The organism is Ruegeria sp. CDSA246 (genome assembly GCF_059611225.1).
The window spans coordinates 334,455-353,093 of sequence record NZ_JBXWPD010000002.1 but is presented as its reverse complement, the minus strand read 5'-3'; the positions used below and the strand labels follow the sequence as shown (position 1 = coordinate 353,093).

General features: G+C 55.4%; 21 protein-coding genes. 12 read left to right on the top strand and 9 right to left on the bottom strand.

Translation table 11 applies throughout. The features are described from left to right. Nucleotides 1–6: 6 nt before the first annotated feature. Complete coding sequence (locus AC2FI9_RS04545; RefSeq protein ID WP_058279372.1) at nucleotides 7–408, bottom strand: DM13 domain-containing protein; 402 nt, start codon at nucleotides 406–408, stop codon at nucleotides 7–9. Nucleotides 409–605: 197 nt separating this feature from the next. Between AC2FI9_RS04545 and hslU the strand changes: the two genes are divergently transcribed. The 3 genes from hslU to AC2FI9_RS04530 all read left to right on the top strand — a co-directional run bounded on the left by hslU (nucleotide 606) and on the right by AC2FI9_RS04530 (nucleotide 4,329). Beyond that, nucleotides 606–1,913, top strand: a complete 1,308-nt coding sequence (gene hslU / locus AC2FI9_RS04540; RefSeq protein ID WP_496726293.1) for an ATP-dependent protease ATPase subunit HslU — start codon at nucleotides 606–608, stop codon at nucleotides 1,911–1,913. A gap of 98 nt (nucleotides 1,914–2,011) precedes the next feature. After that, nucleotides 2,012–3,112, top strand: coding sequence for an alpha/beta hydrolase (locus tag AC2FI9_RS04535; RefSeq protein WP_496766042.1), 1,101 nt, complete (start codon nucleotides 2,012–2,014; stop codon nucleotides 3,110–3,112). Continuing rightward, the gene (locus AC2FI9_RS04530) at nucleotides 3,109–4,329 is read left to right on the top strand and encodes an MFS transporter (protein ID WP_496766040.1); all 1,221 of its coding nucleotides are present in this window, start codon (nucleotides 3,109–3,111) and stop codon (nucleotides 4,327–4,329) included. The genes AC2FI9_RS04535 and AC2FI9_RS04530 overlap by 4 nt, the downstream gene beginning before the upstream one ends. Here AC2FI9_RS04530 and AC2FI9_RS04525 read toward each other — a convergent pair. Genes AC2FI9_RS04525 through AC2FI9_RS04515 form a run of 3 tightly spaced genes read right to left on the bottom strand, consistent with a single transcriptional unit; the run spans nucleotide 4,326 to nucleotide 6,603 of the window. After that, entirely contained in the window at nucleotides 4,326–4,913 is a 588-nt protein-coding gene (locus AC2FI9_RS04525; protein ID WP_496766038.1) for a Smr/MutS family protein, read from the bottom strand. The two genes, AC2FI9_RS04530 and AC2FI9_RS04525, sit on opposite strands and share 4 nt — an antisense overlap. Further along, entirely contained in the window at nucleotides 4,913–5,947 is a 1,035-nt protein-coding gene (mltA, locus tag AC2FI9_RS04520) for a murein transglycosylase A (RefSeq protein WP_496766036.1), read from the bottom strand. Before mltA ends, AC2FI9_RS04525 begins: the two co-directional genes overlap by 1 nt. Continuing rightward, nucleotides 5,944–6,603 (bottom strand): Tim44/TimA family putative adaptor protein, encoded by a 660-nt coding sequence (locus AC2FI9_RS04515; RefSeq protein ID WP_496766034.1) that lies wholly within the window; start codon nucleotides 6,601–6,603, stop codon nucleotides 5,944–5,946. The genes mltA and AC2FI9_RS04515 overlap by 4 nt, the downstream gene beginning before the upstream one ends. Nucleotides 6,604–6,710: 107 nt before the next feature. On the opposite strand from AC2FI9_RS04515, the gene AC2FI9_RS04510 reads away from it, so the two are divergent. Further along, complete coding sequence (locus tag AC2FI9_RS04510; protein ID WP_496766032.1) at nucleotides 6,711–7,211, top strand: FxsA family protein; 501 nt, start codon at nucleotides 6,711–6,713, stop codon at nucleotides 7,209–7,211. 54 nt (nucleotides 7,212–7,265) lie between these two features. Further along, the gene (gene secB, locus AC2FI9_RS04505; RefSeq protein ID WP_496766030.1) at nucleotides 7,266–7,763 is read left to right on the top strand and encodes a protein-export chaperone SecB; all 498 of its coding nucleotides are present in this window, start codon (nucleotides 7,266–7,268) and stop codon (nucleotides 7,761–7,763) included. Between the two features lie 27 nt (nucleotides 7,764–7,790). On the opposite strand, the gene dnaQ is transcribed toward secB, so the two are convergent. The 4 genes from dnaQ to AC2FI9_RS04485 are packed head-to-tail and all read right to left on the bottom strand — an operon-like array spanning nucleotide 7,791 to nucleotide 10,525. Beyond that, the gene (gene dnaQ, locus AC2FI9_RS04500; protein WP_496766028.1) at nucleotides 7,791–8,513 is read right to left on the bottom strand and encodes a DNA polymerase III subunit epsilon; all 723 of its coding nucleotides are present in this window, start codon (nucleotides 8,511–8,513) and stop codon (nucleotides 7,791–7,793) included. Beyond that, complete coding sequence (gene coaE, locus AC2FI9_RS04495) at nucleotides 8,506–9,099, bottom strand: dephospho-CoA kinase (RefSeq protein WP_496766025.1); 594 nt, start codon at nucleotides 9,097–9,099, stop codon at nucleotides 8,506–8,508. Before coaE ends, dnaQ begins: the two co-directional genes overlap by 8 nt. Further along, complete coding sequence (locus AC2FI9_RS04490) at nucleotides 9,096–9,929, bottom strand: shikimate dehydrogenase (RefSeq protein ID WP_496766023.1); 834 nt, start codon at nucleotides 9,927–9,929, stop codon at nucleotides 9,096–9,098. Before AC2FI9_RS04490 ends, coaE begins: the two co-directional genes overlap by 4 nt. Next, complete coding sequence (locus tag AC2FI9_RS04485; RefSeq protein ID WP_496766021.1) at nucleotides 9,926–10,525, bottom strand: Maf family protein; 600 nt, start codon at nucleotides 10,523–10,525, stop codon at nucleotides 9,926–9,928. Before AC2FI9_RS04485 ends, AC2FI9_RS04490 begins: the two co-directional genes overlap by 4 nt. Nucleotides 10,526–10,929: 404 nt before the next feature. Between AC2FI9_RS04485 and AC2FI9_RS04480 the strand changes: the two genes are divergently transcribed. The 7 genes from AC2FI9_RS04480 to AC2FI9_RS04450 all read left to right on the top strand — a co-directional run bounded on the left by AC2FI9_RS04480 (nucleotide 10,930) and on the right by AC2FI9_RS04450 (nucleotide 18,295). Further along, on the top strand, nucleotides 10,930–11,379 hold the full coding sequence (locus tag AC2FI9_RS04480; RefSeq protein ID WP_496766019.1) for a CopD family protein: 450 nt from the start codon (nucleotides 10,930–10,932) through the stop codon (nucleotides 11,377–11,379). Between the two features lie 122 nt (nucleotides 11,380–11,501). Beyond that, nucleotides 11,502–12,773, top strand: a complete 1,272-nt coding sequence (rho, locus tag AC2FI9_RS04475; protein ID WP_496726283.1) for a transcription termination factor Rho — start codon at nucleotides 11,502–11,504, stop codon at nucleotides 12,771–12,773. 30 nt (nucleotides 12,774–12,803) lie between these two features. Beyond that, nucleotides 12,804–14,090, top strand: coding sequence for a tRNA uridine-5-carboxymethylaminomethyl(34) synthesis GTPase MnmE (gene mnmE / locus AC2FI9_RS04470; RefSeq protein WP_496766017.1), 1,287 nt, complete (start codon nucleotides 12,804–12,806; stop codon nucleotides 14,088–14,090). A gap of 12 nt (nucleotides 14,091–14,102) precedes the next feature. After that, entirely contained in the window at nucleotides 14,103–15,971 is a 1,869-nt protein-coding gene (mnmG, locus tag AC2FI9_RS04465; RefSeq protein ID WP_496766014.1) for a tRNA uridine-5-carboxymethylaminomethyl(34) synthesis enzyme MnmG, read from the top strand. Further along, nucleotides 15,968–16,582 (top strand): 16S rRNA (guanine(527)-N(7))-methyltransferase RsmG, encoded by a 615-nt coding sequence (gene rsmG, locus AC2FI9_RS04460; RefSeq protein ID WP_496766011.1) that lies wholly within the window; start codon nucleotides 15,968–15,970, stop codon nucleotides 16,580–16,582. The genes mnmG and rsmG overlap by 4 nt, the downstream gene beginning before the upstream one ends. Next, nucleotides 16,575–17,378, top strand: a complete 804-nt coding sequence (locus AC2FI9_RS04455; RefSeq protein ID WP_496739272.1) for a ParA family protein — start codon at nucleotides 16,575–16,577, stop codon at nucleotides 17,376–17,378. Before rsmG ends, AC2FI9_RS04455 begins: the two co-directional genes overlap by 8 nt. Nucleotides 17,379–17,398: 20 nt before the next feature. Beyond that, entirely contained in the window at nucleotides 17,399–18,295 is an 897-nt protein-coding gene (locus tag AC2FI9_RS04450; protein WP_496766009.1) for a ParB/RepB/Spo0J family partition protein, read from the top strand. On the opposite strand, the gene AC2FI9_RS04445 is transcribed toward AC2FI9_RS04450, so the two are convergent. Beyond that, a complete protein-coding gene (locus AC2FI9_RS04445) occupies nucleotides 18,285–18,638 on the bottom strand; it encodes a YbaN family protein (protein ID WP_058279262.1) in 354 nt (117 codons plus the stop codon). The two genes, AC2FI9_RS04450 and AC2FI9_RS04445, sit on opposite strands and share 11 nt — an antisense overlap. Between the last annotated feature and the right edge of the window lies 1 nt (nucleotide 18,639).

The following is an 18,639-nucleotide window of genomic DNA, read 5'->3' as shown; positions in this document are numbered from 1 at the left end:
GTTGGGTTACGAAAGCGCTGCAACGCCCAGCGGAACGCCGGCAACGTCACACCAGATGTAAACTTCGTTATAGCCCGAGATATCCATGGTCGGCGGTACCGCATAAGACTGCTTGCCTTTCAGGTTCAGCAACGCCCCCAGTTTCGAGTTGGGGTCATAGGTGCCGTCCTTGCCGAAGGCCACGCGCGGGTCCGGACCGTTATCCAGCGAAAAGTCATCACCCAGCTCAACGATATAGCGCTCACCGTCCTTGACCACTTTGACCGAACCGGTGGTGATATGTTTCGAGCGGCCCTCGAATGTGCCCTTTTTCTTGGCACCGCCGGCGGCAGCGACATTGGCGCTGGCCAGTGTCAGAGCGGCGCCCGTTGCAGCGGCATTCAAAAAGAGCGAACGACGAGTCATCATGATGTGGGTCTCCATTTCAAAGTGCAGGCGAACTTGCCCGTCGACGCAGACTATGCGCAGCTATTTTCTGTCTGGCGATTCACATCACCACGATTTTCCGTGTGCAGACCGTGTGTTGGCGTGAGTTTTTCGTGATCAGCTTGTGTTTTTGTGGCTTATGATTAGGTTCCGGTGCGAAACAATTGGATAGAACTCACATGACCGACCTGACCCCGCGCGAAATCGTCTCGGAACTGGACCGTTTCATCATCGGGCAGAAGGATGCCAAACGGGCCGTAGCCGTTGCGCTGCGCAACCGCTGGCGGCGCAAGCAGTTGGCTGACGACATTCGGGACGAGGTCTATCCGAAGAACATCCTGATGATCGGCCCCACCGGCGTCGGCAAGACCGAGATTAGCCGTCGTCTGGCCAAACTGGCCCGCGCGCCCTTCATCAAGGTTGAAGCCACCAAATTCACCGAAGTGGGCTATGTCGGTCGTGACGTGGAACAGATCGTGCGCGATCTGGCCGACGCCGCCATCCTGCAAACCCGCGAATACATGCGCGAGGATGTCAAAGCCAAGGCGCATCAGGCCGCCGAAGACCGCGTGATCGAAGCCATTGCAGGCACCGATGCACGCGAAGGCACACGCGAGATGTTCCGCAAAAAGCTGAAAGCGGGCGAGTTGGATGATACGGAGATCGAGTTGGAGCTGTCAGACTCGTCGAACCCGATGCCAATGTTCGATATTCCCGGTCAGCCCGGCAGCCAGATGGGTATGATGAATCTGGGCGACATATTCGGCAAGGCCTTTGGCGGGCGTACCGTGAAACGCAAGATGACCGTCGCCGATAGCTATGAAGCACTGATCGGAGAAGAGGCCGACAAGCTGCTGGATGATGAGATCGTTAACCGCATCGCGCTGGAATCCGTTGAACAGAACGGCATCGTGTTCCTGGATGAGATCGACAAGGTCTGCGCCCGCACTGACGCGCGGGGTGGCGATGTTAGCCGCGAAGGGGTACAGCGTGACCTCTTGCCTCTGATCGAAGGCACGACGGTATCCACCAAGCACGGTCCGGTCAAAACCGACCATATCCTGTTCATCGCGTCGGGCGCGTTCCACATCGCCAAACCGTCGGACCTGTTGCCAGAACTGCAGGGCCGCCTGCCGATCCGCGTGGAATTGCGCGCGCTAACCGAAGAAGACTTTGTGCGCATCCTGACCGAAACCGACAACGCGCTGACCCGTCAATACACCGCCCTGATGGGTACCGAAGAGGTCACGGTCAGCTTTACCGATGACGGAATCGCGGCCCTTGCGCGTATCGCGGCCGATGTGAACCAAAGCGTCGAAAACATCGGTGCGCGCCGTTTGTACACGGTGATGGAGCGCGTGTTCGAAGAGCTGTCCTTTACCGCGCCCGATCAGGCCGGAATCTCGATCACGGTTGATGCGCAATTCGTGGACGACAATCTGGGCGAATTGACCAAATCTACTGACCTCAGCCGTTACGTTTTGTAACATCGCCAGCCGGTTTTTGCCGCTTCGGCAGTGTAGTGCCGCTGGACGCCGGGCCAGAATGAGATAGCGTAGTCGCAACTCACCCAGAGGGCTGACCAGTGCTGCGCTATTTAATAATTCTGATTACATCCCTGACGCTAAGCGCCTGTGTTGATCGGACGGTAACCGAGATTGTTCCATCGGCCGCAACTGTCGGAACGCCTGAAAAGATATTCGCAGCCACGACGCGAGCTCGTCAAGCAGACGGAACTTATGGATTCAAGCGTGGGGAAGCGCTGAAGTTTTTGGAAACAACAGTGTCGATCCCGCCATCACACACGCCGGGAACATTGAAATTCTCTTATGCGAATCCGAACCCGAAAAAAGAATTTGTTCTTACAAATGTTACCGAACTGGGCGGGCCAAAGGGCTTACGCGAACATTTGCGCGGCGAAGACGATGTTACGATTTTTGTACACGGCTACAACTCGACCCAAACCGAGACGATTTTCCGCGCGGCTCAGCTGACCCATGACATTGGCCTTCCGGGATCTACTCTGGTCTATTCCTGGCCCAGCCGCGCGACCGGGTATGGATATGCCTATGATCTCGACAGCATGTTGTTTGCCCGCGACGGGTTGGAGCAGACAATCCGTGAACTGAAATCCATGGGTGTCAAACGCGTCATTCTAGTCGCGCATTCCATGGGGGGCGCATTGACGATGGAGATGATGCGCCAAACGGAACTGCAGGAACCGGGTTGGGCGAAAAGGAACCTCGAAGGGGTCGTGCTGATCTCGCCCGATCTGGATCTGGATCTGTTTCGCTCCCAAATGAGGCGGATCGACAATCCTCCCGACCCATTTATCGTGATGGTCTCGCAAAAGGACAAAATCCTGAACATTTCCGCCCGCCTGCGCGGCACGGATGAGGGTGTGCGGCTGGGAAACATCACCTCACTCGAGTCCCTCGAGGAGTTCCCGATTAACGTGATCGATACAACCGCGTTTAGCAGCGATGCGGAATCCTCGCATTTTGTGGCGGCGACTTCCCCGGCTCTGTTGTCGATCCTTAGTTCGTTGCGGCGCGTCAATAACACGTTCGGACGCGAAGACAGGCCCGGCATCGATATACTGGTGCCGCCCAGCGAGCGTAATCCAGACGGCGCCACGGAAATCGTTCTGACAGAAACAGGGCAGGCTCAGGTCACTACCCCGTGACGCAGTTTAGTTTGCGTGAGTATTTTCGGGACAACGCGACCTGGTTGGGTGCGGGGGTCCTTTTGACCTTTCTGTCCAGCTTTGGGCAGACCTTCTTCATCTCGATCTTCGCTGGAAACATCCGCGCCGAATTTGGTCTTGGGCACGGCGCGTGGGGCGGTCTTTACTCTTTGGGCACCACCGTTTCGGCCATCGTTATGATCTGGGCCGGCGGGCTGACAGATGTTTTCCGCGTCCGTGTATTGGGGCCCTCCGTTCTGGTCGGCCTGGCCGTGGCAGCAGTGGCCATGGCCGTGAACAGCTGGCTTGTCCTGTTACCGCTGGTGGTCTTTTTATTGCGCCTGTTCGGGCAGGGGATGAGCATCCATCTTGCACAGGTCGCCATGGCGCGATGGTTCATCGTTACACGTGGCAAAGCCCTGTCGATTGCATCGGTCGGCTACGCGATTGGAGAGGCGCTGCTGCCGCTAGCTTTCGTGGCCGCGATGGCGTTTCTGGACTGGCGATGGCTTTGGGTGTTGTCCGCAGTGGTTGTCCTGATGGGGATACCCGTTCTGACGCGACTTTTGCGTCAGGAGCGCACGCCGCAGAGTCTGGCGGATGCCTATTCAGCGACAGGGATGCAGGGCCGCCATTGGACCCGGAAAGACGCGCTGTTTCACCCTCTGTTCTGGTTCATGGCCCCGACTATTCTGGCCCCATCGGCCTTTATTACTGCGTTCTTCTTCCATCAGGTGCATCTTGCCCAAGTCAAGGGATGGCAGCATATCGAACTGGTCGCCCTGTTTCCGGTTTTCACCGGCGTATCCTTGATTGGGATGTTTGCGGCCGGCTGGGCGCTGGACAAATGGGGCACCGCGAGGCTGATGCCTTTTTACCAAATCCCGATCGCAATAGGTTTTGTGATCGCAGGAATGACAAACTCGATCGGCGGGGCCTTGATTGCAATGATCTTTCTGGGACTGACGGTTGGAGCAAACAACACACTACCAAGCGCCTTCTGGGCAGAATTCTACGGCACCAGGCACATTGGGGCGATCAAGGCGATGGCCACAGCAGTTATGGTTTTGGGATCAGCGATCGGCCCCGGCCTGACCGGGATATTGATCGACGCCGGTATACCGCTGAGCACACAGTTCCTGTGGATCGGAGGTGTTTTCATTCTTGTATGCCTGTCGGCTAATATCGGAATTACGCGCGCTGTGCGCTCGCTTTAACGCGTCCGGCGCAAATAGACGTAGTAGGCCCCTTCGCCGCCGTGGCTGATATGGGCTGGGGTCACTTGCAAAACGGCCTGCGCAAGCGGCGGCAAGGCCAACCATTGCGGCACTTGGTTGCGCAATACACCGCGCGGCGTGGGGATAGGACCGGGTTCATCCCTGTCCTTTCCTTTTCCGGTGACAACCAGAACAAGGCGCTTACCTGACGCCTGGGCCGTCAGAATAAACCGGGTGAGCGCCGGATACGCAGTGTCCATGCGCATGCCATGCAGGTCCAGTTTCCCTTCAGGCTTGATCTTGCCGCGTTTCAAACGGCCAAATGCCTTGGTGTCCATTTGCACCGGGCTGGTACGCAAACTTTCACTGATCGAGGGCTTCAGCGCATTTCGCACGGGTTTACCGGGCGCGTTTTGTCCGACCTCGAATGCCTCAAACCGGGGTTTTGGGGGTTTGTTCGGCTTGGGTTTGGGCAGTGTGACCGGGTGGACCGATTGTGGAATTTCGGGATGCAGCCGCTCAGCCTGTTTGGCGACCTTGCGCCACAGCTCGACCTCGTCTGCCGTCAGTTTGCGCCGGGACATCAGAATTCATCCGGTAGTAAGGCATAGGCCCGTTGGATCGGCAGCAACAGCACCATCCGTCCCGGATCCCTGAGGCGCCCGGCGGCCTTTCCGGCGTCATCACCTGTGCCAAAGAAGATATCCGCACGCTGCGCACCTTTGATGGCAGCACCCGTGTCTTGAGCAATCATCAAACGCCGCAACGGAGTCTTGCCATCTTTTTCCACCCAGACAGGGGCGCCCAGCGGCGTATAAGCCGGATCAGCCGCAATGCTGCGCATCGTGGTAACTGATCTGTTCATGGCACCCAACGGCCCAAGCTCGGGCGCAACGCGCGAAACTTCGCGGAAGAACACGTAAGAAGGGTTGTGAAACAGCAGTTCAACCCCGGCTTCAGGGTTCTTGCGGACCCATGAGCGGATCATCTGGGCACTGACTTCATGCGCGCCCAGCGCACCCTGGCGGATCAGCTCAGCCCCAATGGAACGATAAGGGTGACCGTTTGCCCCGCCATAGCCCACGCGCAGGGCACTGCCATCTGGCAGGCGCACACGTCCCGAACCCTGAATTTGCAGAAAGAACAACTCGACCGGGTCATCCACCCAAGCGATCTCAAGGCCGCGACCCTGCATCGCGTCGCCCGTCAGGATTTCGCGACGGCTGAGCCATGGTCCTTCGGCACGCGCTTCGGGTGGCATTTTGTAGATTGGATACTTGAACCGGTTGGTCCGGGTTTTAGACCCATCCAGTTCCGGTTCGAAATAACCGGTGAAAAGGGCGTCGTCGCCGTCCTCGACCAGAACCGGGCGAAAGAATAACTCAAAGAACGACCGCGCCGCGTCTGCCTTGTATGTTCGGGCCACGTTGCATAGCGCTTGCCAGTCCGGATTATCCAGATCGCCGCAGGTGTTCAGAAATACCGAAAGGGCCGCCCCATGATCATCGGCAGCCCATCCATCCAGATCGTCAAAGGAAAGAATTGATCGCGTCGGTTCAGCGCTGGTGGCAGTGGTCATGACTGCCACCAGTAATAGCGACCGGAGCGCGCCAATCATGCGTCCGTGGCAACAAGCAGCCAGTTTGGATCATCAGCACCCATCACACGGGCAAAGGTCCAGCTGTCCTTTTGGCGTTTTACGGTGTTCGGGTTGCCTTCGATGATGTCGCCACCGCGGTCGCGTACGACCGAGGTCAGCTCGCCCACAAACCGCATCGTAATCTCGGCTTGGTTTGTGTCTTTGTCGAAGGTCACATCCGCCAGCGCGGTTTCGCGGACGCCGATAAACTCGGCCTCGATGGTCAGGCCCTGATCTTCACGGGCTGCCACAACTGAAACAAAAGTGTCGAACACCTCTTCGGACAGGAAGGGCTGAATTTCATCCAGATTCCCCTTTTCGAACCCCATGACGATCATCTCATAGGCACCGCGTGCGCCCTGCACAAATTCAGTGACCGAGAAGCTGGGCTCAACCCGCTTCATCGCGGCCAGTGTTTGCGCCTGTTCGCTGTCTTCGGCGACATGGTCTGTAATGTCATGATCCGGGCCGCCTTCGATCACCTCGAAGCCGCGACGCGACTTGTCCGCCTCGGGTTGCTGTTGAACAGGGGGTTTCTCAAAACCCTCACGTGTACCCAGCACGCTTTTTAGGCGCAGGATCAGGAAAACGGCAATTCCGGCCAGGACCAGCAACTGGATCATCGGTTCGTTCATTTCATCCTCTTTTCAGACCGCGGCTTTGTATACGCGGCCTCATGCCACTATGTAGGTGACAGATCGTGGCAAGTCCACAGCCCGGCCTAAGGGAAAGGATAAAGCAAATGTACTTGTTCTTGGCATTTTTATTGGTGCCGATCATCGAGATCGCCCTGTTCATACAGGTCGGCGGCCTGATTGGCCTGTGGCCTACGCTGGCGATCGTCGTTCTGACGGCCGTTATCGGCACCTTTATGGTCAGGACACAAGGTCGCATGGCGCTGGTCAATTTGCAGCGATCCTTTTCTGAACTTGATGACCCGACAGAGCCGCTTGCCCACGGTGCCATGATCTTGTTGTCGGGTGTATTACTGCTAACGCCGGGGTTTTTTACCGATGCCGTTGGTTTTGCACTGCTTATTCCTGGTATTCGGGTGGCCGTGTTCAAATATCTGAAATCCAAGGCGACCATCACTCAATTCCAGATGGGCACCGGGGCACAATTTGGAACTGGTCCCACCCAATTTGATCAGGATGACGTGATCGACGGTGAATTTACCGAAGTGCGCCCCCGTCAAAACCCTTCAAAGCCATCCAAATGGGTCGAAGGTCCGCCTCAGCATTGAGGTGCAGCGCCCAACTTGCTAAGCAGTGGCGAATTTCATTTTCGGAGTAGATCCATGGCTGACGAAAGCCCTGCAGAAAACACCGCGGCACAGACCGCCCCTCAGATCCAGATGCGCGTTCTGGGACAGTTCATTCGCGATATGTCTTTTGAAAACGTGATGGCACAAAAAGGCGTGTCTGGTGACGTTCAGCCCGAGATTGCTGTTCAGGTGAACCTGGACGCCAAAAAACGCCCGACCGAGCATCAGTACGAAGTTGCCGTCAAACTGAACCTGACCTCCAAAGCCAAGGGCATGGAAGATATTCTGTTCCTGTGCGAGCTGGATTATTGCGGCCTGTTCCACATCGAAGGCGTGGCCGAAGATCAGTTGCACCCGTTCCTGATGATCGAATGCCCGCGCATGCTGTTCCCGTTCCTGCGCCGCATTGTCAGTGACATCACCCGTGACGGTGGTTTCCCGCCGGTCAACCTGGACAATATCGACTTTGTTGCGCTGTACCGCAACGAGCTGATGCGCCGTCAGGCCGAAGCTGAGAAAACCGAAGCCTAATCGGTTACACCCGCGCCGGGCAGGGGCTCAGGCGCGGGTCCACAGGGCGTTTTCGCCCAGCTTTTCCACAAATGTCTCATGTGCCGCGCGTTCTTCCACGGTGATTTTTGACGCCAGCGGCGTCGGGCGCGCAGCGGGCCGCCAATCGTCCCCTCCGCCACCGGCAGAAGCCGCGCTGGTGGACAGGCCAAAGTCCGGCTGTCGCCCACCAATCAGTTCCAGATACACCTCGGCCAGAATTTCTGAATCGAGCAGCGCCCCATGCAAAACACGGTTCGTGTTGTCGATGTTGAACCGCCGGCACAACGCATCCAATGATGCAGGCGAACCCGGAAACAGTTTGCGCGCAATCGCCAGTGTGTCCAGCGCCTGATCCATCGGCAGCTGCGGCAAACCCATCCACCTGAGTTCCGCATTCAGGAATTTCATATCGAACGAGGCGTTGTGGATCACCAGTTTGGAATCCTGAATGAAATCAAGGAACCCCTGACCAACCTTGGCAAAAACCGGCTTGTCTTTCAGCGTGACCTCGCCCTTTTCCGGGGCGCGCGGAGTGTCCAGCAGGTCGGGGCCGATACCGTGCACGCCAAATGCCTCTTCGGGCATCGAACGCTCGGGGTTGATGTAAACGTGATAGGTCTCACCCGTGGCCATATGGTTCCACAGTTCGACTGCACCGATTTCAACGATCCGGTCACCGCTTTCGGGATCAAACCCCGTAGTTTCGGTATCGAGTACAATCTCACGCATTAGCCATCCCCGCCCGTATCTGTTTGACCACATCCTGCACTTGCGTGCGGGCGTGGTCCAGTGTGTCCGTCACGATCACAAAGTCCGACCGCGCGCATTTTTCGTCATTGGGCATCTGCTTGGAGCGGATTTGTTCGAACTGCGCCTCAGTCATCGTTCCGCGCTCCATCACACGTCGCTTTTGCTCGTCGGCCGGGACCTGAACACAAGCAACCGCATCCATCGCCGCATTGCCGCCTGTTTCAAACAACAAAGGGATGTCGAAAACCAGAATGTCCGCCGTGGCGCTATCCCGAAAACCCACCCGGTCGGCGGCCACCAAAGGGTGAACGATGCCTTCGATCACTTTCAATGTTGTTGGGTCCGCGGAAATAGTTTGTTTCAAGGCATCCCGGCTGACCGCGCCATCAACAATTGCCTCAGGAAACGCAGCGCGCATCGGTTCTACCGCAGCGCCGCCCGCTGAATACAGCCGATGCACAGCCGCATCCGCATCCCAAAGCGCACAGCCTTCATCCACGAACATTTGCGCCGTCGTGCTTTTGCCCATTCCGATCGAGCCCGTCAGGCCAAGAGCAAAGCTCATTCCAGCACCGTGGCGCGCAACTCATCCGTTACCTCGGGTCGTTTTCCAAACCAACGCTCAAAGCCCGGAACCGCCTGGTGCAGCAACATGCCCAGACCGTCAACTGTTGTGCACCCGGCCTCTTCGGCCGCTTGCAGAAGCTTGGTTTTCAGAGGGGCGTAGACAAGGTCGGTAACCACAGCACCCGGCTGCAAACCATCCAACGGCACACGCAATTCGGGCTGTCCCTGCATACCCAGAGATGTTGTGTTCACCACCAGCTCCGCATTCTCGATCACATTGCCGGCCTTGACCCAATCAACCACTGTAATGCGCGGCCCAAACTCTGCTTTTAATTGGTCGGCCCGGGCACGCGTGCGGTTGGTCAGCATGATCTCGGGCACTCCGGCATCCACCAGTGCCTGCAAAACGGCGCGCGCAGCCCCGCCCGCGCCGAAGACCACGGCCGGCCCATCCTGTGGGTTCCAGTCGGGCGCCCCTGCAAGCAGGTTTTCCATAAATCCGTAGCCATCGGTGTTGTCTGCGTGGATCGAGCCATCAGGCAGAAAGACAAGTGTATTTGCCGCACCAATCTTTGCCGCCCGATCCGACACGTGATCCGCAACCTGCAAGGCGGCTTCTTTATGGGGGACGGTTACATTTGCACCGACATACCCGGCTTTGGGCAGGGTCCGCAGAACACTCTCCAAATCCTCGGGTGCGACATCCATAGGGACATAGTGCCCGGGCAGCCCATAGGTCTTTAGCCAATGTCCATGCAGTTTAGGGGATTTTGAATGTCCAATAGGATGCCCAATCACGCCGGCCAATGGAATTTGGTTATCCGTCATTGATCAATCATCCCTTTCACAGCCAGAAAATTCAGCAACTCCAACAGGGGCATACCCAAAACATTAAAATAGTCGCCGTCAATGGTGGCGAACAGGCGCACACCTTCCTCCTCAAGCTTATAAGCCCCGACCGCATGGCGAATGCTGTCCCAGTTGCGGTCAATATAGTCGCGCAGATAGGTGTCCGAGCTCATGCGCATCCGCAGACGCACCTGACCAACATGGCGCCAGATGGGTTCACCATTCTGATAGATCACGGCCGCAGACAACAGCATATGCCGCTTGCCCCGCATTGCCTTCAACTGCGCCAGCGCGTCCTCGGGTGTTTCTGGTTTCGACAAAAGCTGGCCATCGAAGTCCAGCACCTGATCACAGCCCAAAACCATCACGCCCGGGTTCTTGTCACTAACCTTGCGGGCCTTCATTTCTGCCAAAGTGTCTGCGATATCTCGTGGGGGCGCATCCTCGGCCAGCAAGGCGCGTTTGGCTGTATCTTCGTCAACGCGCGCGGTTTCCACTGTGAACGGCACGCCCGCATTGCGCAATAGCTGCGCGCGGATAGATGACCCCGAGGCAAGGATGATGGGGACAGACATGTGGAAAACCCCCTTAGCAAATCGTTGAGCGTTCTAGGATGGTTTGTATGGTTTTCCGGTTGACACGCAACCCCGGGAATTTCGCCTGAAACTTCCCTGAGTCGTTCGAAGACCGTCCTTTTGGGACAAGGATAACTTTGCTGCACGGGAAAACTGGGGTTTCCTGTCTTACCCAACGAGTTATCCCCAGACAAGCTTGAGTGGTATCGGACTAATATACTGAAATTAAATAATAAAAACTGAAATCAACAGAATCACCTATTTACGGCACAATTCTATCCACCTGGGGAAAACACATGCGTAAAAAAGTAATCCACGGAATTTACTCACCCTACAAAACCATCATCCTTTTTCTTTTCCTATTTTTTTATTAGGGAGGGTTCCAACCAAAGTCCGGAGCCAGAATGACCGATCTTCTTTTCACGATTTACCCGTGGGTGAAGTCATTGCACATCATGGCTGTGATTTCATGGATGGCAGGTTTGTTCTATTTGCCCAGACTATACGTCTATCACGTTGAGAAAGCCCAACACGTCGAAGGCGCAGAAACTATCTTCTCTGAGATGGAAGAGAAGCTGCTGCGGGTGATCATGCGCCCTGCGATGTATGTTGCGTGGCTTTGCGGGCTGATCATGGTTTTCACGCCCGGCATCGTGGGGTGGGATTGGTCCTGGCCCTGGATCAAGGGTGCTGCCGTAATTGGTATGACCTGGTTCCATCATTGGTTGATGGCGAGACGTAGGGATTTCCTAGAAGGCCGAAATAAGCTTACTGGACGGCAATTTCGCATGATGAACGAGGTTCCGACTGTTCTGATGATTATCATCGTTCTGGCGGTCGTTGTGAAGTTCTGAGGGGCTGTTTGACTCCGAGGGCAGTCGCGCTTATGTAGGGATCAACACGCCCGTCCGGGCGGCGTATCTTCCGTACTGAAATTCCACTTCGTGCCGCAATGTCAGCGGCGAAGGTATATATCATGTCCACTGAATCCCTGAATCTGGCCGACCTGAAGGCCAAAAGCCCCAAAGACCTTCTGGCGATGGCCGAAGAGCTGGAGATCGAAAACGCCTCGACCATGCGAAAAGGCGAGATGATGTTCCAGATTCTGCGCGAACGCGCGGATGAAGGCTGGACCGTTGGCGGAGACGGCGTGCTGGAAGTGCTGCAAGACGGCTTCGGCTTTCTGCGCTCGCCCGAGGCAAACTATTTACCAGGTCCGGATGATATCTATGTCTCGCCCGACATGATCCGCCAGCATGCCTTGCGCACCGGTGATACGGTCGAAGGGGATATCAAAGCGCCTGATGACAATGAACGTTATTTTGCGCTGATCAAGGTCACCAAGATCAACTTTGAAGAACCAGAAAAAGCCAGACACAAGATCGCGTTTGACAACCTGACGCCGCTCTATCCCGATGAACGTCTGAAGATGGAGATCGAGGATCCCACCATCAAGGACAAGTCGGCGCGTGTGATCGATCTGGTGGCCCCGATCGGTAAAGGCCAGCGATCGCTGATTGTGGCGCCGCCGCGGACCGGTAAAACGGTGATCCTGCAGAACATCGCGCATTCGATCGAACAGAACCACCCAGAGTGCTATTTGATCGTTCTGCTGATCGACGAACGCCCCGAAGAGGTGACCGACATGCAGCGTTCGGTGAAGGGTGAAGTTGTATCTTCAACCTTCGACGAACCCGCAACTCGCCACGTGGCGGTATCTGAGATGGTCATCGAAAAGGCCAAGCGTTTGGTTGAGCATAAACGAGATGTTGTTATTCTTCTCGACTCGATCACAAGACTTGGTAGGGCCTTCAACACTGTGGTGCCATCATCGGGCAAAGTTCTGACCGGTGGTGTAGACGCGAATGCTCTGCAACGGCCCAAACGGTTCTTTGGTGCCGCCCGTAATATCGAAGAAGGTGGCTCGCTGACCATCATCGCCACCGCGCTGATCGACACCGGCAGTCGGATGGACGAAGTTATATTCGAAGAATTCAAAGGCACCGGTAACTCGGAAATCGTTCTGGATCGCAAGATCGCAGATAAGCGCGTGTTCCCGGCCATCGACATCCTAAAATCCGGCACCCGGAAAGAGGATCTGCTGGTCGACAAGGGCGATCTGGCCAAGACATTCGTCTTGCGTCGTATCCTCAACCCGATGGGCACAACCGACGCAGTCGAGTTCCTGTTGTCCAAGTTGAAACAGACCAAGACGAACGGTGAGTTCTTCGATTCGATGAACACCTGACACCGGTCTTAAACGACGCGAGGCCTTCGAATGGATACGATATTCGCCTTGGCCAGCGCGCAAGGCAAAGCCGGGGTGGCGGTCATCCGCCTCTCGGGACCACACGCGCATTCCGCAGCTGCCAGCTTAACCGGAAGCCCGCTGCCGTCTCGTGGCATGCGGGTCCGTACGCTGTACGCCACCGATGGTGCGCGGTTGGATGACGGGCTGGTTCTGACCTTTCAAGCCCCGGCCAGTTTTACCGGTGAAGACGTGGCCGAACTGCAGATCCATGGTAGCACCGCTTCGGTGAACGCAGTGATGCGATGCCTGTCCGATATGGACGAGCTGCGACTGGCGGAGCCTGGTGAGTTCACCAGACGCGCGCTGGAAAACGGCAAGATGGACCTGACACAGGTCGAAGGTCTTGCTGATCTGATTGATGCGGAAACCGAGGCGCAGCGCAAACAAGCACAAACTATTCTGGCTGGTGATTTGGGTTTTCTGGCGGAACGGTGGCGACGCGATCTGATCCGTGCTGCATCCTTGCTGGAAGCTGTCATTGATTTCGCGGATGAGGATGTTCCAACAGATGTCACGCCCGAGGTTAAATCGCTTGTGAACGGCGTTATGGCTGATCTGCAACGTGAAGCGGATGGCGTAAAGATTGCAGAGCGCATTCGAACGGGGTTTGAAGTCGCGATTGTTGGTCTTCCGAATGCCGGAAAATCAACCTTGCTAAACGCTCTGGCAGGGCGTGAGGCGGCGATTACTTCGGAATATGCCGGAACTACTCGCGATGTGATCGAGGTTCGAATGGATCTCGCAGGACTTCCGGTCACGTTGCTGGACACCGCAGGATTGCGGGAAACTGAGGATCACGTTGAAAGCCTGGGAATCGAACTGGCAAGAAAGCGCGCCGATTCAGCGGATCTGCGTGTGTTCCTGACAGATGACCCGAAGGAACTGGGTGTTCAAATGGTGAAAGGCGATATACAGGTTTTGCCGAAATCTGATCTTCGCGATCTATCTGAGGGTGGAATATCCGGAAAAACCGGGCAGGGTATTGATCAACTCATTTCCCAGATTTCGGATGTGCTTAGCAACCGAACTACAAGCAGTGGTATTGCGACGCGGGAAAGGCACCGGGTTGCTTTAATCAAATCGCGGGAATCCCTAGGTTCTGCCATGGCGGTTCTGGAATCAGGTCCAGACTTGTATGATATCGCAGCAGAAGAATTGCGCACGGCAATCCGTGCACTTGAAACCTTGGTTGGCAGAATCGGCGTTGAAGATCTTTTGGATGAGATCTTCTCGAGTTTTTGCCTGGGTAAGTAAGGAGTGTTTCACGTGAAACATTCAGATTTCGATGTAGTGGTCATTGGCGCGGGACACGCGGGCACCGAAGCCGCGCATGCGGCAGCGCGTATGGGCGTCAAGACAGCACTGGTTACATTGTCCGCATCAGACATAGGCGTCATGTCCTGCAACCCGGCAATTGGTGGGTTGGGTAAAGGCCATCTGGTCCGTGAAATTGATGCCCTGGATGGGGTCATGGGACGTGTTGCCGATCAGGCCGGAATTCAATTTCGCTTGCTTAATCGACGTAAAGGACCAGCTGTTCAAGGCCCCAGAACTCAGGCAGATCGTGCGCTGTACCGCGCGGCCATGCAGAAAGAGACGGATAAGCAGCCAAATCTGTTCGTCGTTACCGGAGAAGTTGTCGATTTTCTGATGGAAGGGAACCAAGTTTACGGTGTGAAACTTGCTGACGGTTCTGAAATCAAGAGTAAAACGGTTATCCTGACGTCCGGTACGTTCTTGCGTGGTGTCATTCATATTGGGGACGTATCACGCCCAGGTGGTCGTATGGGTGATCGCCCGTCAGTCAAATTGGCAGAACGGCTCGAAAGTTTCGAGCTACCCCTGGGGCGTTTGAAAACAGGAACACCGCCGAGGCTGGATGGCCGGACGATTGATTGGAGTGATCTGGAACAGCAAGACGGGGATGATGACCCAACCTTGTTTTCATTCTTGTCAACAAAGGTGATTGCCCCACAGATTTCCTGCGGAATCACGCATACAAACGCACGGACGCACGAAATCATTGAAAAAAACTTGTCTCGATCGGCGATGTATGGCGGACATATTGATGGGGTGGGCCCCAGGTATTGCCCATCCATCGAGGATAAGATCGTACGATTTGCTGATAAGGAATCACATCAGATTTTCCTGGAGCCCGAAGGTGTCGATGATCACACGATCTATCCGAACGGGATTTCGACCTCTTTACCTCAGGACGTGCAGCTTGAGTATGTGCGTTCAATCAAAGGTCTTGAGGCGGCAGAGATCCTGCAGCCCGGTTATGCGATTGAGTATGACTATGTGGATCCGCGTGTTTTGACATCGACTCTCGCACTACCAGATGTCGAAGGACTATATCTAGCAGGGCAAATAAACGGAACCACAGGATATGAGGAGGCAGCTGCGCAAGGCTTGGTTGCGGGGTTGAATGCTGCGCTAAAGGTGCTTGACCGGGAACCGCTGCATTTTACACGTGCTGACAGTTATATCGGCGTGATGATCGACGACCTGACAACACGCGGTGTTGTGGAACCTTATCGCATGTTCACGTCACGCGCAGAATTCCGTTTGTCACTACGTGCGGATAATGCAGACCAGCGCCTTACGCCAATTGGGCTGGAAATCGGCTGTGTTGGCGGTGAGCGGAGCAGCATGTTTTCAAGCAAGATGGAGAGGTTGTCCGCCGCAAAGTCCCAGCTGACAGAAAAAACCTTTACTCCAAAAGAAGTTCGAGCAGCTGGTATCAATGTCAATCAAGATGGAAACCGCAGGGACGGGATGGCTATTCTGGCGTTCCCGGATGTTCACTTTGGTGATCTTGTTCCTCTGATGCCCGAGATTGAGAGTGTTGATGAGGAGATCCGTCTGCAAGTAGAGCGGGACGCTTTGTACGCAAACTACATTGCCCGGCAACAAAAAGATGTTGAGGCAATGAAACGCGATGAATCATATGAGATTCCACGGGGTTTCGACTATTTTGCGATGGAAGGGCTATCTTCTGAAATGAAGCAAAAGCTTTCAAATGCAAAGCCGGAGAACATTGCACAGGCGGGGCGTGTCGAAGGAGTTACCCCTGCGGCACTGACGTTGTTATTGGCTAAGCTTCGTCGCGATCAGAAGGTCCGCAAGGTATGAATGGGACCACTATTGATGATTTGGATGTTTCACGTGAAACATTCGAGCGTCTCACAACCTATGTAGAGCTTGTGAAGCGGTGGAACCCGAAGATTAATCTTGTTTCACGGAAAAGCTTGGATGACATCTGGCTTCGGCACATAAAGGATTCCGTACAAGTTTATAGATGCGCAAACCTATTCAAAAACTGGGTAGATTTGGGTAGTGGAGGCGGATTCCCCGGGATGGTTTGTGCCATAATGGCCATTGAAGACGCACCAGATGCCCAGTTCACCTTTATTGAAAGTGACCAACGAAAGTCCGCCTTCCTGCGCAACGTTGCACGTGAGTGCGGCGCGAAATGCACTGTTGTTTCCAAGCGAATCGAAGTGGTTGAACCGTTGAGCGCTGATATCCTTTCTGCGCGGGCTCTTGCTGATCTTCCTACGCTATTGTCCTTTTGCGACAGACATTTGAGCAAAAAGGGGCTGGCGCTGTTGCCGAAAGGCGAAAGGTGGAAAAAAGAGCTGGAAGAGGCGCAGGAAGAATGGAATTTCGACGTTGACCCGATTACAAGTTTAACTGAGCCTCAGGCCGTTATCCTTAAAATCAAAGGAGTATCACGTGGTTGATTTGTCTCGTCCCTCAGGGCCCCGGATTATTGCGGTAGCCAATCAGAAGGGCGGGGTTGGGAAAACCACAACAGCGATCAACCTTGCGGCCGGTCTGGCCGAGGCTGGATGCAAAGTGCTGGTTGTTGATCTTGATCCTCAGGGGAACGCATCCACCGGATTGGGGGTCGAAGATCGGGATTGGACGACGTATGACCTGATTCTGGATGACGCGCCATTAGAGGCGGTCGTTCAGGAAACCGAAATCGAGGGGTTGCTTGTCGTCCCGGCGACGGTTGATCTAAGCTCGGCGGATATTGAATTGATATCCAATGAAAAACGCAGCTATCTGTTGCATGACGCGCTGCGTCAAACCGCAATCGACAAGTTTGACCTGGATTTTGTGCTAATCGACTGCCCGCCTTCGCTAAATCTTCTGACTGTCAACGCTATGGTCGCTGCACATTCTGTCCTGGTGCCGTTGCAGAGTGAGTTCTTTGCGTTGGAAGGATTGTCGCAACTAATGCTGACCATCCGAGAGGTTCGCCAAACCGCGAATCCGGACCTTAGAATCGAAGGTGTTGTGTTGACCATGTATGACAACCGCAACAACTTGTCCCGCCAGGTCGAAAAAGACGCGCGTGACAATCTGGGCGAGATGGTATTTAAAACCAAGATACCCAGAAATGTGCGGGTCAGCGAGGCTCCGTCTTACGCGTTGCCCGTTTTGCAATACGACTCGGGATCACTGGGGGCGATGGCTTACCGGCACCTGGCCCGGGAAGTCATGCACAAGAACAAGAAAGTCGCCGCCTAAGCGACAGTGAGGAGGGCACCGTGGCCGCCAAAAAAACAAAACCCAGAGGTTTGGGCCGGGGACTTTCCGCTTTGATGGCGGATGTGACGCAGGATAGCGGGGGGCTTATGCCCACAGACCCGCGCCGTCCGGATATGAAAGTCCCGATTGAAAAACTGCGCGCGAACCCGAACCAGCCACGCAGAACCTTTCAGCAAGAGCGATTGGATGAACTTGCGGCCTCGGTCAAGGAAAAGGGCATCATTCAGCCGCTGATCGTGCGTGAGGTTCGCGGCGGCGACTATGAAATCGTGGCAGGCGAACGCCGCTGGCGTGCGGCTCAGATGGCGCAGCTGCATGATATCCCGGTTATCGTGCGGGATTTTGACGACACCGAAGTTCTGGAAGTCGCCATTATCGAGAATATTCAACGCGCAGACCTGAATGCTGTCGAAGAGGCTGCGGGTTACAAGCAGTTGATGGATCGTTTTGGCCATACACAGGAAAAGCTGGCCGAAGCGTTGGGTAAAAGCCGCAGCCATATTGCGAACCTTTTGCGTTTGCTGTCGTTGCCGATGGACGTTCAGAAGCTTGTTGTTGAAGGAAAACTGTCTGCCGGTCATGCCCGGGCGCTGATCACAGCTGAAGACCCCTCTGAGCTGGCGAAGATCGTCGTCAAGGACGGGCTGAGCGTGCGTGCGACTGAAGCGCTGGTGAAAAAACAACAGCAGGGGGATGCTCCTCAGGCGGCGCCGCGGTCCAGAAATCTGAATGCTGGCAAGGATGCGGATACGCGCGCGTTGGAGAAGGATCTTTCGGCCATTCTGGCGATGAAAGTAGCCATCAACCACAAAGCGGGATCGGAAACGGGGCAGGTCGTGCTGACCTACGAAAACCTTGATCAATTGGACGATCTTTGCGCCAAGCTCAGCCGTTAGGGCGGGTCCAGATAAAAATCATAACCCCGCTAAGGACAACTGCCTGAATGATCAGGACGTGGCTTGGAAGCGCAAGAACGACAGACAATCCAAAAACGGCGGCAACCGACAGGGTGGCCGCCTTTTTTGCGGCCGGACGAATGGCGCCCGAGCGTTGCCAATCCAAGATCATCGGCCCGAAGGTTCCATGACTGACCAGCCAAGTGTGCAGTCGGGAGGAAGATCGGGCAAAAAAGAACGCGGCCAGCAAAAGAAACGGGACCGTCGGCAGCAGCGGCAACACAATGCCGACAACAGCCAACCCGACGCAGATCAATCCCATTGCGGCCCAGAGGTACTGCATC

What these genes read in the sequence shown, in the direction of transcription:
- AC2FI9_RS04545 (WP_058279372.1), bottom strand. Translation starts at nt 408, where the DNA reads ATGATGACTCGTCGTTCGCTCTTTTTGAATGCCGCTGCAACGGGCGCC.
- hslU (WP_496726293.1), top strand. Translation starts at nt 606, where the DNA reads ATGACCGACCTGACCCCGCGCGAAATCGTCTCGGAACTGGACCGTTTC.
- AC2FI9_RS04525 (WP_496766038.1), bottom strand. Translation starts at nt 4,913, where the DNA reads ATGTCCCGGCGCAAACTGACGGCAGACGAGGTCGAGCTGTGGCGCAAG.
- mltA (WP_496766036.1), bottom strand. Translation starts at nt 5,947, where the DNA reads ATGATTGGCGCGCTCCGGTCGCTATTACTGGTGGCAGTCATGACCACT.
- AC2FI9_RS04515 (WP_496766034.1), bottom strand. Translation starts at nt 6,603, where the DNA reads ATGAACGAACCGATGATCCAGTTGCTGGTCCTGGCCGGAATTGCCGTT.
- AC2FI9_RS04510 (WP_496766032.1), top strand. Translation starts at nt 6,711, where the DNA reads ATGTACTTGTTCTTGGCATTTTTATTGGTGCCGATCATCGAGATCGCC.
- secB (WP_496766030.1), top strand. Translation starts at nt 7,266, where the DNA reads ATGGCTGACGAAAGCCCTGCAGAAAACACCGCGGCACAGACCGCCCCT.
- dnaQ (WP_496766028.1), bottom strand. Translation starts at nt 8,513, where the DNA reads ATGCGTGAGATTGTACTCGATACCGAAACTACGGGGTTTGATCCCGAA.
- coaE (WP_496766025.1), bottom strand. Translation starts at nt 9,099, where the DNA reads ATGAGCTTTGCTCTTGGCCTGACGGGCTCGATCGGAATGGGCAAAAGC.
- AC2FI9_RS04490 (WP_496766023.1), bottom strand. Translation starts at nt 9,929, where the DNA reads ATGACGGATAACCAAATTCCATTGGCCGGCGTGATTGGGCATCCTATT.
- AC2FI9_RS04485 (WP_496766021.1), bottom strand. Translation starts at nt 10,525, where the DNA reads ATGTCTGTCCCCATCATCCTTGCCTCGGGGTCATCTATCCGCGCGCAG.
- AC2FI9_RS04480 (WP_496766019.1), top strand. Translation starts at nt 10,930, where the DNA reads ATGACCGATCTTCTTTTCACGATTTACCCGTGGGTGAAGTCATTGCAC.
- rho (WP_496726283.1), top strand. Translation starts at nt 11,502, where the DNA reads ATGTCCACTGAATCCCTGAATCTGGCCGACCTGAAGGCCAAAAGCCCC.
- mnmE (WP_496766017.1), top strand. Translation starts at nt 12,804, where the DNA reads ATGGATACGATATTCGCCTTGGCCAGCGCGCAAGGCAAAGCCGGGGTG.
- rsmG (WP_496766011.1), top strand. Translation starts at nt 15,968, where the DNA reads ATGAATGGGACCACTATTGATGATTTGGATGTTTCACGTGAAACATTC.
- AC2FI9_RS04445 (WP_058279262.1), bottom strand. Translation starts at nt 18,638, where the DNA reads ATGCAGTACCTCTGGGCCGCAATGGGATTGATCTGCGTCGGGTTGGCT.